Annotated in this window: 14 protein-coding genes; 5 read left to right on the top strand and 9 right to left on the bottom strand. The window is 63.3% G+C overall.

Annotated features, from left to right (window positions below; genetic code table 11):
• Nucleotides 1-783, top strand: a complete 783-nt coding sequence (locus tag AC3CCE_RS07910) for a DeoR/GlpR family DNA-binding transcription regulator (RefSeq protein ID WP_023712282.1) — start codon at nucleotides 1-3, stop codon at nucleotides 781-783.
• 10 nt (nucleotides 784-793) lie between these two features.
• Here AC3CCE_RS07910 and AC3CCE_RS07905 read toward each other — a convergent pair whose 3' ends face one another.
• The 6 genes from AC3CCE_RS07905 to AC3CCE_RS07880 all read right to left on the bottom strand — a co-directional run bounded on the left by AC3CCE_RS07905 (nucleotide 794) and on the right by AC3CCE_RS07880 (nucleotide 6,765).
• Nucleotides 794-1,303 carry an L-2-amino-thiazoline-4-carboxylic acid hydrolase gene (locus AC3CCE_RS07905; RefSeq protein ID WP_023712283.1) on the bottom strand — a complete coding sequence of 170 codons (510 nt, stop codon included), beginning with the start codon at nucleotides 1,301-1,303 and terminating at the stop codon, nucleotides 794-796.
• Nucleotides 1,300-2,085 (bottom strand): ATP-binding cassette domain-containing protein, encoded by a 786-nt coding sequence (locus tag AC3CCE_RS07900; protein WP_023712284.1) that lies wholly within the window; start codon nucleotides 2,083-2,085, stop codon nucleotides 1,300-1,302. The genes AC3CCE_RS07905 and AC3CCE_RS07900 overlap by 4 nt, the downstream gene beginning before the upstream one ends.
• Entirely contained in the window at nucleotides 2,082-3,083 is a 1,002-nt protein-coding gene (locus tag AC3CCE_RS07895; RefSeq protein ID WP_023830117.1) for an ABC transporter ATP-binding protein, read from the bottom strand. The genes AC3CCE_RS07900 and AC3CCE_RS07895 overlap by 4 nt, the downstream gene beginning before the upstream one ends.
• Nucleotides 3,080-3,910: an ABC transporter permease gene (locus AC3CCE_RS07890; RefSeq protein WP_352624946.1), complete on the bottom strand. Its 831-nt coding sequence runs from the start codon at nucleotides 3,908-3,910 to the stop codon at nucleotides 3,080-3,082. Before AC3CCE_RS07890 ends, AC3CCE_RS07895 begins: the two co-directional genes overlap by 4 nt.
• Entirely contained in the window at nucleotides 3,907-4,893 is a 987-nt protein-coding gene (locus tag AC3CCE_RS07885) for an ABC transporter permease (RefSeq protein WP_023828295.1), read from the bottom strand. The genes AC3CCE_RS07890 and AC3CCE_RS07885 overlap by 4 nt, the downstream gene beginning before the upstream one ends.
• Before the next feature lie 267 nt (nucleotides 4,894-5,160).
• Entirely contained in the window at nucleotides 5,161-6,765 is a 1,605-nt protein-coding gene (locus tag AC3CCE_RS07880; RefSeq protein WP_488377123.1) for an ABC transporter substrate-binding protein, read from the bottom strand.
• A gap of 364 nt (nucleotides 6,766-7,129) precedes the next feature.
• Here AC3CCE_RS07880 and AC3CCE_RS07875 point away from each other — a divergent pair, with 364 nt between their 5' ends.
• Nucleotides 7,130-8,320: a M24 family metallopeptidase gene (locus AC3CCE_RS07875; RefSeq protein WP_352624942.1), complete on the top strand. Its 1,191-nt coding sequence runs from the start codon at nucleotides 7,130-7,132 to the stop codon at nucleotides 8,318-8,320.
• Between the two features lie 170 nt (nucleotides 8,321-8,490).
• On the opposite strand, the gene AC3CCE_RS07870 is transcribed toward AC3CCE_RS07875, so the two are convergent.
• Genes AC3CCE_RS07870 through AC3CCE_RS07860 form a run of 3 tightly spaced genes read right to left on the bottom strand, consistent with a single transcriptional unit; the run spans nucleotide 8,491 to nucleotide 10,973 of the window.
• Nucleotides 8,491-8,907, bottom strand: a complete 417-nt coding sequence (locus AC3CCE_RS07870) for a cupin domain-containing protein (protein ID WP_023826310.1) — start codon at nucleotides 8,905-8,907, stop codon at nucleotides 8,491-8,493.
• A gap of 4 nt (nucleotides 8,908-8,911) precedes the next feature.
• A complete protein-coding gene (locus tag AC3CCE_RS07865; protein WP_352624940.1) occupies nucleotides 8,912-9,766 on the bottom strand; it encodes a phosphoenolpyruvate hydrolase family protein in 855 nt (284 codons plus the stop codon).
• Nucleotides 9,767-9,776: 10 nt separating this feature from the next.
• Nucleotides 9,777-10,973, bottom strand: coding sequence for a Tm-1-like ATP-binding domain-containing protein (locus tag AC3CCE_RS07860; RefSeq protein WP_352624938.1), 1,197 nt, complete (start codon nucleotides 10,971-10,973; stop codon nucleotides 9,777-9,779).
• Between the two features lie 111 nt (nucleotides 10,974-11,084).
• Between AC3CCE_RS07860 and AC3CCE_RS07855 the strand changes: the two genes are divergently transcribed.
• The 3 genes from AC3CCE_RS07855 to AC3CCE_RS07845 all read left to right on the top strand — a co-directional run bounded on the left by AC3CCE_RS07855 (nucleotide 11,085) and on the right by AC3CCE_RS07845 (nucleotide 14,418).
• A complete protein-coding gene (locus tag AC3CCE_RS07855; RefSeq protein WP_352624936.1) occupies nucleotides 11,085-11,768 on the top strand; it encodes a TetR/AcrR family transcriptional regulator in 684 nt (227 codons plus the stop codon).
• Between the two features lie 360 nt (nucleotides 11,769-12,128).
• Complete coding sequence (locus tag AC3CCE_RS07850; protein ID WP_023669849.1) at nucleotides 12,129-13,445, top strand: ABC transporter substrate-binding protein; 1,317 nt, start codon at nucleotides 12,129-12,131, stop codon at nucleotides 13,443-13,445.
• Between the two features lie 67 nt (nucleotides 13,446-13,512).
• A complete protein-coding gene (locus tag AC3CCE_RS07845) occupies nucleotides 13,513-14,418 on the top strand; it encodes a carbohydrate ABC transporter permease (RefSeq protein ID WP_023682997.1) in 906 nt (301 codons plus the stop codon).

Here is a 14,418-nt window from a genome sequence, read left to right as displayed (position 1 = left end):
ATGGACCAAGGCCGACTGACGAAGAAGGAGCGGCACGCGCTTATCCTTTCGGAAGTGCGCCGGTCGGCGTCGATACGCATCTCCAAGCTCGCACGGCGCATCGGCGTCGCCGGCGAGACCATCCGCCGCGATCTCATCGAACTCGGCGATGCCGGGCTGATCAACCGCACCTATGGCGGTGCGACGATCTCGCTGGTGACATCAGAACCGGTGATTTCGGAGCGTGGCCTGACCCTGATCGAGGAGCGCGCCCGAATCGGCCGCGGCGCGGCAAGCCTTGTCGAGAAGGGCCAGATCGTGATGATCGATGGCGGTTCGACCACCTATGAGGTGGCGCGCAACCTTTCGCAGCTGAAGCGCGACCTGACCATCATCACCAATTCCACCGGCGTGGCCTCGGTGGCGGGCGCCAATCCGACCTTTCGGGTGCTGCTCTGCCCCGGGACCTATGATAGCCGGGAAGGCAGCGTGTTGGGCGAAGACACCGTCGAGTTCCTGCGCCGCTACAATGCCGACGTCGCCATTATCGGCGCATCGGGGATAAGCGCCGATGGTCCGAGCGACATGATCTCGGGCGCCGCGGCCGTTAAACGCGCAATGATATCGCGTTCACTGTCGACGGTGCTGGTGGTGACCCACGACAAGTTTGGCCGCAGCAGTCTGGAACGCATCTGCGGGCTCGATGACATTGCCGATATCGTCACCGACAGCGAACCGAAGGCCGACCTGCGCACTGCTGCCGAACAGGCGGGCACGGAGATGCATGTGTTTGCCGCCGACTGATCAGCATTGGCTATCCGGCGGCATCCCGGTTGGTCAGCGCGATGTGGCAGCAGCCGGAGCCGTGGCCCGGCGTCCAAGTGACATTGTCGAAGCGCACGCCCGTTGCCTCGAACAGACCACGGTCGAAAGCGCCGGCGATGCGGCAGAGCGTGGCGAGTTTTTCATCACCGACACCGGCCTCGACCCAGGCGTCCTTCAGCGGACAACGCTTCACCTTGAAGGCGATGTGGTCCGGCCCGCGCTCGACATCGGTCGGATACATCAGGCCGCCATCCGGGCTGACGGCCAAAAATGCCTCGCCGATGGCCGGCGCGTCGTTAGGTCCGAAACGGGCGAAGGCGGCCGCCGCCACCTCCTTGCCGCGCTGCTCGATGGTGCGGATCATGATCGCCTCGGCCTTTTCCGCGCCGAGTTCGCCGGTCAGCTCGTCGAGAAACAGACGGTAGAGATCGGCGCGGTTGCGGAAGGCGGAATCGAGTTCGCGCGAGAGTTTTTCGGCTCTGGCTTCTGGTTCGGTCATGGTACTTGCCTGCTGCTTCTGTCCAATCTTGGCGCCGCCGCAACCAGCGCCTTGCCGATTGCCGATTGCGGCGCGTCGACTACGTTGCGGGCGTCGCCGCTCTCGGCGATCCGCCCGGCGTTGAGAAGAACGACGCGGTGGGCGATGGCCCGTACGACGCCGAGATCATGCGAAATGAAGAGATAGGCGATCCGTTCCCTGGCTTGCAGGTCGAGCAGCAACTCAAGGATCTGTCCGCGGACCGAAACGTCGAGCGCCGACACCGCCTCGTCGAGCACGATCAGCGACGGTTTGGTCGCGATGGCTCGGGCGATGGCGACGCGCTGGCGCTGGCCGCCGGAGATTTCGTGAATGGCGCGCGGGGCGAGATCGGCTGCCAGCCCGACGCGATCCAGCAAGGCAGCAATGCGGGCCGGCCTCTCGGCGCGGGAAGCGATGGCATGGATGCGCAAGGGATCGTCAAGCACGCGAGCCACCGTGGCGCGCGGGTTGAACGCGGCGAGCGGATCCTGGAACACCATTTGCAGGCGCGCGCGCTTGGTGCGCAGGGCCGCACCCTTCAAGAGCAGAAAGTCATCGCCTTCGAACTGGACGGTGCCGGCGTCGGGCTCGATCAACCTAAGCACCAGCCGCGCGATCGTCGACTTGCCGCTGCCGGAGGGCCCGGCCAGCGCCAGCGTCTCGCCGGGTTCGATGGCGAAGGAGACACCGTCGACGGCCGCGATGGCCTTGCCGCCACGACGGTATCGCTTGGTAAGACCGGAGACGGTGAGCAAGTTCATGCCGGCGCCCGTCGTAGCAGCGGATCGGCGTCGAGGCCGAGATGGGCGTCGAGCAGCGTTCGCGTATAGGCATGGCGCGGGGCGTTTATGATTTGCTCCGTCGGGCCGAGTTCGATCAGTTCGGCGTTCCGGAATACAGCGATACGCTCTGCGAGTTCGGCGGCCAGCGCGATGTCGTGGCTGATGAACAGCAGCGTCATGCCGTCCTCCGCCACCAGTTGCCGAATGAGGCTGACGATTTCGGCTTGCACAATGGTGTCCAGCGCGCTGGTCGCCTCATCGGCGATCAGCAGTTTCGGACCGGCTGCAATGGCCGCGGCAATTGCAACGCGCTGCTTCTGGCCGCCGGAGAGCTGGTGCGGGAAAGCACGCATGGCGGTTTGTGGGTCGGGCAGCCGGACACGTTGGAGCAGGGTTTTGGCTTTGGCGTAAGCTTGTGGCCAGTCGAGGCCGAGGTGGGTGCAGGCGACTTCGGCGATCTGTTTGCCGACGGTCATGACGGGGTCGAGGCTGGCGGAGGGGTCCTGGAAGACGAAACCAATGTCGCGGCCGGGAAGGGGGAGCGTACTGGGCTCGGTTAATTTGAGAGGTCGGCGTTCCGTCACACCCCCCTCTGTCCTGCCGGACATCTCCCCCGCAAGGGGGGAGATTGCTCTCTCATCTCCGCCTTCGCCAACCACGAACGTTGCAGAAGGGAAGCCGTCGGCAAAGCTGCTGATCTCCCCCCTTGCGGGGGAGATGTCCGGCAGGACAGAGGGGGGTGGGAAGGATCGCGGCGCCTGAAATCGCCACTTGACATGCCCTTCAATCTTGGCTGACCCCGGCAGCAGTCTAGCCACCGCCAGCGCCAGCGTGCTCTTGCCCGAACCGCTTTCGCCAATGATCGCCAGCCGCTCGCCGGCAATAACATCCAGGCTGACCCCCTTCAGCGCCGTTACCTCGCTGCCATCGCTGAAATAGCGCACAGACAGATCGCGTATCTCAGCCAGTGCGGTCACGACAGGCTCCTCCGCACCGCCGTCGTTTCGACCACGCCTTCGCCGGTGAGATAGACGCCAAGCACGGTCAGCACCAAGGCGATGCCCGGAACGATCGACAGAAAGGGCGCGGTGCGCAGCACAGTGCGGCCCTCGGCGATCATGCCGCCCCAGGTGACGCGATTGGGGTCGCCGAGACCGAGGAAGGACAGCGCTGCCTCGGTGAGGATCGCGGCCGCCACGATCACCGAGGACAAGGCCAGCACCGGCGGCAACGCGTTGGGCAACACCTCGCGAAAAGCGATCTCAAGCGGATGCATGCCGATGACGCGAGCGCCGGCGACGTAATCGCGCTCGCGGATCGACAGCACTTCGGCGCGCGCTACACGCGCCGGTCCGGTCCAGGCGCCAAGCGCTATTGCCGTGACGACGACACCGACCGACGGCCCGACGACGCTGACGAAGGCCAACGCCAGGAGAAAACTCGGCACGGTCTGGAAGGCATCGGTGATGCGCATCAGCCCCTCGTCCACAAGGCCGCCGGCAAAGCCGGCCAGCGTGCCGACGATCGCGCCGACGAAGAGTGCCGCCGCCGCCGCCGCCAGGCCGACCGCCAGCGAGGTGCGGGCGCCGTGGAACAGTTCGGCCAGCACGTCACGGCCGAGCCGGTCGGTGCCGAGCGGCAGCGACCAGTCCTGGAACGGCGGCAGCAGTGCTGGTCCGGCAATGGCCTGCGGGTCGCCGGGGAAGAGCAGCGACGCAAACAGCGCCATGGCGAACAGAAGCGCCAGGATGATCGCGCCGGCGACCGCTTCCGGCCGGCGCAGGAACCGCGGCAGCGCGCTCACGCGCTGGCCTCGCTGGCACCGACGCGCGGGTCGAGGAAGGCGTAGGCGATGTCGACTGCAAGGTTGATGGCAATGACGAGGACGGCGCTGGTGAGGATGATGCCGAGCAGCAGCGGCGTGTCGCGCGAGGCGACCGCTTCCTGCGCCAGCCGGCCGAGGCCGGGCACGGCAAAGACGCTTTCGATGACGACGCTGCCGCCCAGCATCTGCGCCGATTGCAGGCCGAGCATGGTGACCAGCGGCAAGAGCGCGTTGCGGGCGACATGGGCGAGCACGATGCGGCGGCGCGACAACCCCCTGGCGCGGGCGGCGAGCACAAAATCCTGCCGCCACGCCTCGGCCATGCCGGCGCGCATCATGCGCAGATAGAGGGCGAGATAGATGAAGCCGAGCGCGGAAACCGGCAGGATGAGATGGACGGCGATGTCGGTGGCGCGGTCAAAACCGGTCTTGTCCGAGGCCAGGCTCTCGATGCCGCCGATCGGCAGCCAGCGCAGGTCGACGGCAAAGACGACGATCAGCACCAGGCCAAGCCAGAAACCCGGCACGGCATAAAGCGCCAGCGAGCCGATCGACAGGAAGCGGTCGCGAAAGCTGCCGGGTCTGGCGCCGGCGTAGATGCCGAGCGCCGAGCCCAAACCGAAGGAGAGCGCGGTGGCGGTCACCATCAGGAGCAGTGTCGTCGGCAGGCGTTCCAGGATAACATCGCGAATTGGCCGCGAGAAGGTAACGGACTGGCCGAGGTCGAAATGCAGCAGCGCCCAGAGATAGTTCGCGAGCCGTGTTAGCTCGGACTGGTCGAGGCCCCAGCGATGACGCAGCAATTCGATCATGCCGGCGTCGCCGCCGGTCGAGACGATGTAGGCGTCGACCGCGTCACCGGGGGCAGCTTCCAGGAGGAGGAATGTGCCGATGATGACGATCAGCAGCACGAAGATGCTGCCGACGAGGCGACGGCGGATGAGGGTGAGGGCGCGGGTCATGGGAAAGGCATAGCACTGCGCCAGTCGGGAGAGGTGCGGTGTCTAGGCACCGCCCTCTGTCCTGCCGGACATCTCCCCCGCAAGGGGGGAGATTGGATGTCGCCTCTGCCTTCGCCAATCTTCGATGCCGAATGTACGCGACAGCGAAGCTGCTGATCTCCCCCCTTGCGGGGGAGATGTCCGGCAGGACAGAGGGGGGTGTGACGAACGGCCCTACGCCATGCCTTCACACCAATTTCTTTGCGAACTTTCATCCGCGCAAATGTGTCACGATTCCAGATACGTGTCCGCCCAGTTCGAAACCGCCCAGCGCGGGTTGTTGGCGATGTTCCCCACCGTCTCGCGCGCGACGCTGATGAAGCTCCATTCGGCGACGTTGATCAGCGGCAGGTCCGCCGCGACCTGTTTCTGGAATTCCTTGTAGAGGTCGGTGCGCCCTGACGTATCCAGCGTCTCCGAAGCCTTGGCGATCAGCGCGTCGAGCGCGGCGTTCTTGTAGCCGCCCTGGTTGGAGAACGGCACGCCGTCGGGAATGCCGCTCTGCACCAGGATGGTGGTCGAGATCGCCGGGTCGCCGCGGAACACCGGCGGGCCGACGGCGAGGTCGAAGGCGTGGTCGGTGTAGACGGCCTTGATGTGCGCGGCCGAGTCGTTGTTGACGATCACGGCGTCGATGCCGATTGCCGCCAGCGCCTGGCGCAGATAGTCGCCGAACTGCTTGGTCTCGTTGAAATAGGGTGCCGGCAGGAGTTTCAGCGCAAAACGCTTGCCGTCATCGGCGCGCTTGTACCCCGCGTCGTCGAGCAAGGCGTTGGCCTTGGCGACGTCGAATGGATAGATCGGCACGTCGGCAGTGTAGAATTGCGGATCGTTCTTCGGCACCGGGCCGGTGGCGGCAGCGGCATAGCCGAGGAACACCGTCTTGACGACGAAGTCCTTGTCGATGGCATGCGCGATCGCCTGGCGGACCTTCACGTCGGCCAGTTCCTTGCGGCGATGGTTGATCTCGACGACGAGCTGATAGGTCAGCCCCTCATAGCCCTTGGAGATCACCTTCAGGCCCGGCACCTTGGAGATGCGGTCGAGGTCGGCCAGGGGCACGGCGGAGAAGGCGGCGAGCTGGATCTCTTCAGCCTCGAGCGCCGCTGCAGCCGACGTGCGGTCGGGTAGCACCTGGTAGATGATCTCGTCGAGATACGGCTCGTCCTTGGCCCAGTAATCCGCATTCCTGGTCAGCTTGTAATACTGGCCGGCCTTGTATTCGCCGAACTTGAACGGCCCGGTGCCGATGGGTGCATTGTTGGCCGGGTTGTCCTCGATCTTGCCGACTTCGTAGATATGTTTCGGCACCACGCTCGACAGCGCCGGCAAGGCGTTGCGGATCAGCTGGAACGGCGTCGGCTTGGCGAATTTGAACACGGCGGTTAGATCGTCAGGGGTGTCGACGCCGGCCAGATCCTTGAACACGGTGCGGCCGAGATTTTGCAGCGGCTTCCAGATCTGCAGCGCCGAGAAGGCGACGTCGGCCGAGGTGAACGGCTTGCCGTCATGCCACTTGACGCCGTCGCGCAGTTTGAAGGTCACCGACAGCCCGTCGGCAGCACCTTCCCAGGAGAGCGCAAGGCGGGGTTCCAGTCCGTCCTTGCCTTCGAACGAGGCTTCGGCCAGCGTTTCGACGATCTTGCTGGAGATGAAGAAGACGCCGTTGGAGGCGACGATGGCCGGATTGAGGTTGCGCGGCTCGGAATCGGCGGCAAGCACGAGGCGGCCGCCCTTCTTCGGCGTCTGCGCCCAGCTGAATGTGGGCATGGCGGTGGAGGCCAGCAGCAAAGCTGAGCCGCCAAGCAGCGTGCGTCTGGAAATATCCGACATGATCAACCTCCGTCCTCTCCGCGACCAGATGGGCGCACCCCTCGAAGCTGGCCTCACCCGCCAGCATCCTCGCGGCGATTATGACCCTTGCCAAGGGTTTCGCCAGAGACGGAATTGGCGCATCCTTGCTTGGCTTTGAAATTTTCGTCCGCTGGACCAGTTTTAGAGGTTGCCCTTTCATTCTGGTATTCTGGTAGGACCAGATTGCCTTAGTGTGCAGCAATGACGAGTGGTGACAGCCTGCCGAAGCAATCTAACCTGTTTCTGGCTGGACCAGAGTTAACGAAATGGTGCAGATTTGATCGAAAGCCAAGGGATCGGCCGCTGCACGATCGGCGATCCCACGGAAATCAGGGAGAGAAAGATGAACATTGCCCCGGGCAAGAGCGCCGTCAGCAATATCCCGTTCGACCAGGCGAGGGTCGACCGGCTGATGGAAGAGGCCGGCATCGATGTTCTGCTCGCGACGTCCAAGCACAACACGCAGTATCTGCTCGGCGGCTACAAGTTCATCTTCTTTGCCGCCATGGATGCGATCGGCCATAGCCGTTACCTGCCTGTCGTCGTCTATGAAAAGGGTGGGCCCGATCATGCCGCCTATATCGGCAACCGCATGGAAGGCGCCGAGCACCAGAACAACCCGTTCTGGACGCCGACGCTGCATGCCGCCTGCTGGGGCACGCTCGATGCTGCCAATCTTGCGGTCGAGCACGTGACGAAAATCGGCAAGGTAGGCGCCCGCATCGGCATCGAGCCGGCCTTCCTGCCGTCCGATGCTTATGCGCTGATCCGCAAGGCGCTGCCGGACGCGAAGCTGATCGACGCGACCGATATGCTGGAGCGCATGCGCGCCATCAAGACGGACGCCGAGCTGGAAAAGCTGCGCATCGCCTCCGAGCTGATCACCGATTCCATGTTGGCGACCATCCAGTGGGCGCACGAAGGCAAGACCAAGGCCGAGATCATCGAGCATCTGCGGCGCGAGGAGACCAATCGCGGCGCGCATTTCGAATATTGCCTGCTGACGTTGGGCGCCAGCCACAACCGTGCGGCGTCACCACAGGCGTGGAAAAAGGGCGAGGTGCTGTCGATCGATTCCGGCGGCAATTATCACGGCTATATCGGCGACCTCTGCCGCATGGGCATTTTGGGCGAGCCGGATGCCGAGCTGGAAGATCTGTTGGCCGAGGTCGAGACGGTGCAGCAGGCGGCGTTCTCGAAGGTGAGGGCAGGCACCATCGGCGGCGACATGATTTCGCACGCGGAGGGCGTGCTGAAGGCGTCGAAGGTCGCGCCCTATACGGATTTCTTCGCCCATGGCATGGGGCTGATCACGCATGAGGCTCCGTTCCTGATGACCAACCATCCGGTGACCTATGAAGGCACCTATGCCGCCAAGCCGCTGGAGACAAACATGGTGCTGTCGGTGGAGACGACCATGCTTCACCCGACGCGGGGGTTCATCAAGCTGGAGGATACGCTGGCGGTGACGGATGCGGGGTATGTGATGTTTGGGGATCGGGCACGGGGGTGGAATAGAGGTGGGATAGCCTAGCTCGGCGCTACCCCCTCACCCGGATTGCCATCCGAATTGCGAAGGGCAATTCGGGGCTATCCGACCTCTCTCCGAGGGGAGAGGAGTTTGCGCCGGCGCTGGCTTCTGCCTCTTCTCCCCTCGGGGAGAAGGTGGCCGCGAAGCGGCCGGATGAAGGGGGCCTTTCGCGATTACTTCCCCGCCGGGATCAGCCTGAAATCCGGCAGCTCCCGCAGCACCAGTTCCGGTCCGGCCGGCGAATAGACGACGAAGAGCTGCATCGGCCCATCGCCGGTATTCAGCGTCGAATGGAAACGGCTTTCCGGCACATAGATGGTGCAGCCGGGGCCGACGTTGGCGACGACCGGATTGCCCTCCTCGTCCTCGACCATCTGCTCGCCATTGCCTGAGATGACGAAGATGATCTCTTCCGCGCCGGGATGGTTGTGGCGCGTATGGCCCTTGCCTGAGGGCAGGTCGACGACACCGCCGGAAAAGCGCTCAGCGCCATTCACTTCAGGCGCCACCGTCAGCGACAGCTTGCCCCAGTCAAAGCCGAAGGCGCTCACGTCCTTCGGGTATACGAACACCTTGCTCTTGTCGGTCATGATCTCATCCCTTCTTTTTCTTCTGGTCGTGCGGCGTGACGGCCTTGAAATCCGCCGTCTGCCTGGCGATCGCGGCTTCAGCCGGCAGCCGTTCCATCGAACTCGCGCCATAAAAGCCGTGCAGGCCCTTGCAGCTGTCGAGGATGTAGCGGGCATCATCCGGCATCGAGATCGGCCCGCCATGGCAAAGCAGGATGACATCCTTGCGCACCGAGCGCGCCGCGTTGGCGATGGCGTCGATCTCGACCACGCAGTCGTCGAGCGACTTGGCCGACGTGGCTCCGATCGAGCCGCCGGTCGTCACCCCCATATGGGCAACGACGATGTCGGCGCCGGCTTTTGTCATGGCGCGCGCCTCGTCGGGGTTGAAGACATAGGGCGTGGTCAGAAGATCGAGCTTGTGCGCCTCGGCGATCATGTCGACCTCCAGCCCGAACCCCATGCCGGTTTCCTCAAAACTCTGGCGCATGCTGCCATCGAACAGGCCGATGGTCGGGAAATTCTGCACGCCTGAAAAGCCCATCGTCTTCAGCTCGGCAAGCAGCAACGGCATGATGACGAAGGGATCGGTGCCGTTGACACCGGCCAGCACCGGCGTCTTTTTGACCACCGGCAGCACCTCATAGGCCATTTCCTTGACGATCTCATTGGCGTTGCCATAGGCGAGCAGGCCGGCAGCCGAGCCGCGCCCGGCCATGCGGTAGCGGCCGGAATTGTAGATGATGATGAGGTCGATGCCGCCGGCTTCCTCGGCCTTGGCCGACAGGCCGGTGCCGGCGCCGCCCCCGACGATGGGCGCGCCGTCGGCGATCATCGCCTTGAACTTCTTCAATATGTCCTTGCGCGGTATTGCGGGCATTTGTTGGCTCTCACTGTCTGGCGATGTCGAGGAAGGCCGCGGTTGCGGCTTTGGCAAATTCCGGATCGTTGATGTGCAACGGCAGGCGTGTGACCCGGCGTGTGGCGCTCGGCCTGATGGTGCGCTCGATGGCACCGAACAGCACGGCGTCGGCTTCGGGGTCGAAGAAGGCGCCGCCCTCGATATCGAGTGCCGAGACACCTTTTTCGGGGATCAGGAAATGCACAGGGCCCTCGCAGCGAGCGAGCCTGGTGCCGATCCACTCGCCTATACCGCGGCATTCGTCCACCGTGGTGCGCATCAGTGTGACGTTGGGATTGTGCTCGTAGAACAGCCGGCCCCTAAACTTCTCGGGAATGGTCGGCGGCGCCCAGAAATTGACCATGTCCAGCGCGCCGACCGAGCCTACATAGGGCAGCTTGGTGCGGGCGATGGCGCCGAAGCGGTCCTCCGTCGCCGGCAGCACGCCGCCGAACAGCAGGTCGCAGACTTCCGTCGTGGTGATGTCGATGCCGCCGGCGAGCAGGCCCGAGTCCGCGAGCTTCTCCATCGAGCGGCCGCCGGTGCCGGTGGCGTGGAAAACCATGCAGTCATAGTTGGCGCGCAACTGATCCGCGATGGCGGTCACGCAAGGCGTGGTGACGCCGAACATGGTGAGCCCGAGTGCCGGCTTGCCGGTGGCAGTCGGCGCCGGCCTGGCGGCCATGCCGGCGATTGCCTGCGCCGCATTGTGCAGCACGACGCGTGACAGCCGGTTCAGTCCCGCCATATCGGTGACCGATGGCATCATGATGATGTCGGAGACGTCGACATAGGGCGCGGTGTCGCCGGAGGCGAGCGTCGAGACCATGATCTTGGGCAGCCCAAGCGGCAGCGCGCGCATGCCGGCAGTGATGATCGACGTGCCGCCGCCGCCGCCAATGCCGATCACGCCTGATATGTCGTCGCGCGACTGAATGAAATTTGTGAAGGCGGCGCTCATGCCGGCCACTGCCGTGCCGCGATCATCGATGCCGAGCACGCCACTGGCTCCACCCGGATGATGCGCCGCGACCTCGCTGGCCGGGATATCGACCGGCACCGTGGCACCGCGCGTTCCGATGTCGACGCGGGCAACCGAACTGCCGGTGGCGGCAATAGCATCGGCCAGGAAGGCAAGTTCCTCGCCCTTGGTGTCGGCTGTGCCCACCACGTAGATGCGCTTCATCGCGTTTCTCCCGTCACCGGCCGACCGGCGCCGGGCCGCCTGTCGCCCTTTGCCGGCCTTTCGGTGGGCAAAGGTCATTGCAATTTTTTGAGACGCGCGTATCGTATTGACATGGAAGTCTCACGTCAACAAGCCGCTGGGAACGACGACGCCAACGAGGCTGCAGAACGCGGCCCACGGGCCCGCACAAAACGGCTGATGCTGAAGACGGCGACGCGGCTGATGCAGGCGGGCGTCACCCCGTCGGTCAGCGAAGTCGCGGAGGCGGCGCAAGTGTCGCGCGCCACCGCCTATCGCTATTTCCCCAGCCAGGCAGCCCTGGTGCAGGCGGTGGTCGACGAGGGGCTTGGGCCGATCCTGACCTGGCAATCGACGTCCACCGATGCCGGGCGGCGCGTTGCCGAATTGTTCGATACCGCCATGCCGCGCATCGAAGCTTTCGAGGCAACTTTCAAGGCAGCGCTGAAACTGTCGCTCGACCAATGGGCGCAGCGGCAGGCGGGCACGCTGGGCAGCGAGCCGCAATTCACGCGCGGACATCGCGTCCAGCTGCTGAAGGATGCCATCGCACCGCTCAAGGGCCGGCTGCCGCCGCGCGAGTTCAAGCGCCTGGCGCAGGCGCTGTCGATGATGTTCGGCGTCGAAGTGCTGATCGTGCTGAAGGATATATGGGGGCTCGATAGCCGCGGTATGCGGTCGGTCGCGCAATGGGCGGCGGGCGCCCTTGTGCGCGCCGCGGTGGCGGAATCAACGGCTGAAATCGATGCGGCCCCGACGGCGGCATTGGCGAAATAGCGCCAATCTGGTTCGACCAGATTTGGATGCCCACTATTGATGTTAACCGGGATGGCAGTGCCGAAACAAGGCTCTCCTATATCAACGAGTAGGAAAATTCAGGGAAAACAGTCGGATACATGAAGAATCCGGTTATACAAGCTCCGGTAGTGGTCCAAGAAAGAGCTTGACGGCTATCCAAAATTGGTAATACCAGATCAGGACAGAAAAAGCGGATCGAAAGTGAGAGCTGCGATCCATTTTCCGGCAAAGCGAGGAGGCTTGGAACCGGAAAGGTGCGATCTCGGGAGGAACTACCAGGGCCGGCTTCACCGCCGGCTCTCATGACAAGGTAGAATGCGCACAAGGGAGGAAATCATTATGCGCAAGACAATGACCAGCCTGCTTGCTGGTATCGGCTTAGTACTTGCCTGCGGAACGTCCGTCTACGCGCAGGACAAGGAGCTCACCATCTTTTGGGCGGAATGGGATCCGGCCAACTACCTGCAGGAACTCGGCAACGAGTACGAGAAGGAAACCGGCGTCAAGATCACGGTGGAAACCACGCCCTGGTCCGACTTCCAGACCAAGGCTTTCACCGAGTTCAACGCCCATGGCGACGCCTATGATATGGTCGTTGGCGACTCGCAATGGCTCGGCGCCGGCTCGACCGGCGGCCACTATGTCGACCTGACCGACTTCTTCAACAAGCACAAGCTTGGCGAAGTGATGGCGCCGGCAACGGTGAAATATTACGCCGAGTATCCGGGCGGCAGCAGCAAGTACTGGGCGATCCCGCTCGAAGGCGACGCTGTCGGCTGGTCCTATCGCAAGGACTGGTTCGAGGACCCGAAGGAAAAGGAAGCCTTCAAGGCCAAATACGGCTACGATCTCGACGTGCCGAAGGATTTCAAGGCGCTGCGCGACATCGCGGAGTTCTTCTATCGGCCGGATCAGAAGCGATACGGCATCGCCATCTACACCGACAATTCCTATGACGCGATGGCGATGGGCTTCGAAAACGCGCTGTTCTCCTTCGGCGGCGAACTGGGTGACTACAAGACCTACAAGGTCGACGGTTTCATCAACTCCGACAAGGCAATCGCCGCACTCGACGCCTACAAGGAACTCTACACGTTCACGCCTCCGGGCTGGGCCAAGTCGTTCTTCGTCGAGGACAATCAGGCGATCACCGAAAACCTGGCCGCGATGAGCATGAACTACTTCGCGTTCTTCCCCTCGCTGATCAACGAGGCGTCGAACCCGAACGCCAAGAACACCGGCTTCTTCGCCAATCCTCCAGGCCCGAACGGCGATCAGTTCGCCGCACTCGGCGGTCAGGGCATCTCGATCGTTTCCTACTCCAAGAAGCAGGAAGAGGCGACGAAGTTCCTTGAATGGTTCATCAAGGACGAGACCCAGAAGAAGTGGGCGGCGCTCGGCGGCTACACCTGCAGCGCTGCGGTGCTCAAGTCGGAGGAGTTCCAGAACGCCACGCCGTACAACAAGGCCTTCTACGAGACCATGTTCAAGGTGAAGGACTTCTGGGCGGTGCCGGAATATGCCGAGCTGCTGCAGCAGCTCAACCAGCGCGTCTATCCCTACATGATCGGCGGCGAAGGCACCGCCAAGGAAACGCTGGACGCGCTCGCAGGCGACTGGAACGCGACGTTCAAGAAATACGGCCGCGGCCAATAAGCAGCATTTGTCGCGGAGGAGGCATCCGTGCCTCCTCCGTTCTTTTTTCCGAAACGGGAGCAGGGTCTTGGCGACCACGATGATCACAACGCTGGACACTTCTTCGCGGGCCGCTGCACGCGGTCTGAGCGACATGTCGATCCGCAACCTCTTCATAATCCCGACGATCCTGTTCCTGATCGTCTTCAATATTTTCCCGCTGATCTATTCGCTGGGCTATTCCTTCACCGATTTCCGCGCGTCGACCAACGCGCCGGCAAATTTCGTCGGGCTGCAGAATTATCGCGACCTGCTCAACGACCCCTATGTCTGGTCCAACTTCGCCATCACCGCGAAGTACGTCATCATCTCGGTCGCGGGTCAGCTGCTCGTCGGCTTCGGCGTGGCCATGCTGCTCAACCGGGATATTCCCCTCAAGGGTCTCATCACAACGCTGCTGCTGCTGCCGATGATGCTGTCGATGGCCGTCGTCGGTCTGTTCTGGAAACTGCTCTATGATCCGTCATGGGGGGTCATCAACTATGCGCTTGGCCTCGGCAATTTCGAGTGGCTGGCCGACCCCAAGATGGCGCTCTATGCGGTTGCGCTGACCGACATCTGGATGTGGTCGCCCTTCGTCATGCTGTTGTCGCTGGCCGGTCTTTCAGCGGTGCCGAAGCATCTCTACGAAGCAGCGGCGATCGACCGCGCCGGACCGTTCTACACCTTCTTCCGCATCACGCTGCCGCTGGTCGCGCCGATCCTGATGATCGCGGTCATCTTCCGCACCATGGAAGCGTTCAAGACCTTCGACCTCGCCTATATCCTGACCAGCCAGCCGACGGCCGAGCTGATCTCTATCCGGCTGTACAAGATGGCGTTCCAGGAATGGCAGACCGGACGCTCCTGCGCGCTCGCCTACATCGTGCTGATCATGGTGCTGGCCATCACCAACATCTACGTCAAGTACCTCAACAAGGTGAAGGAGCGCTGA

It is taken from the genome of Mesorhizobium sp. P160187, from assembly GCF_057766425.1.
This window is presented reverse-complemented; position numbering and strand designations above follow the sequence as displayed.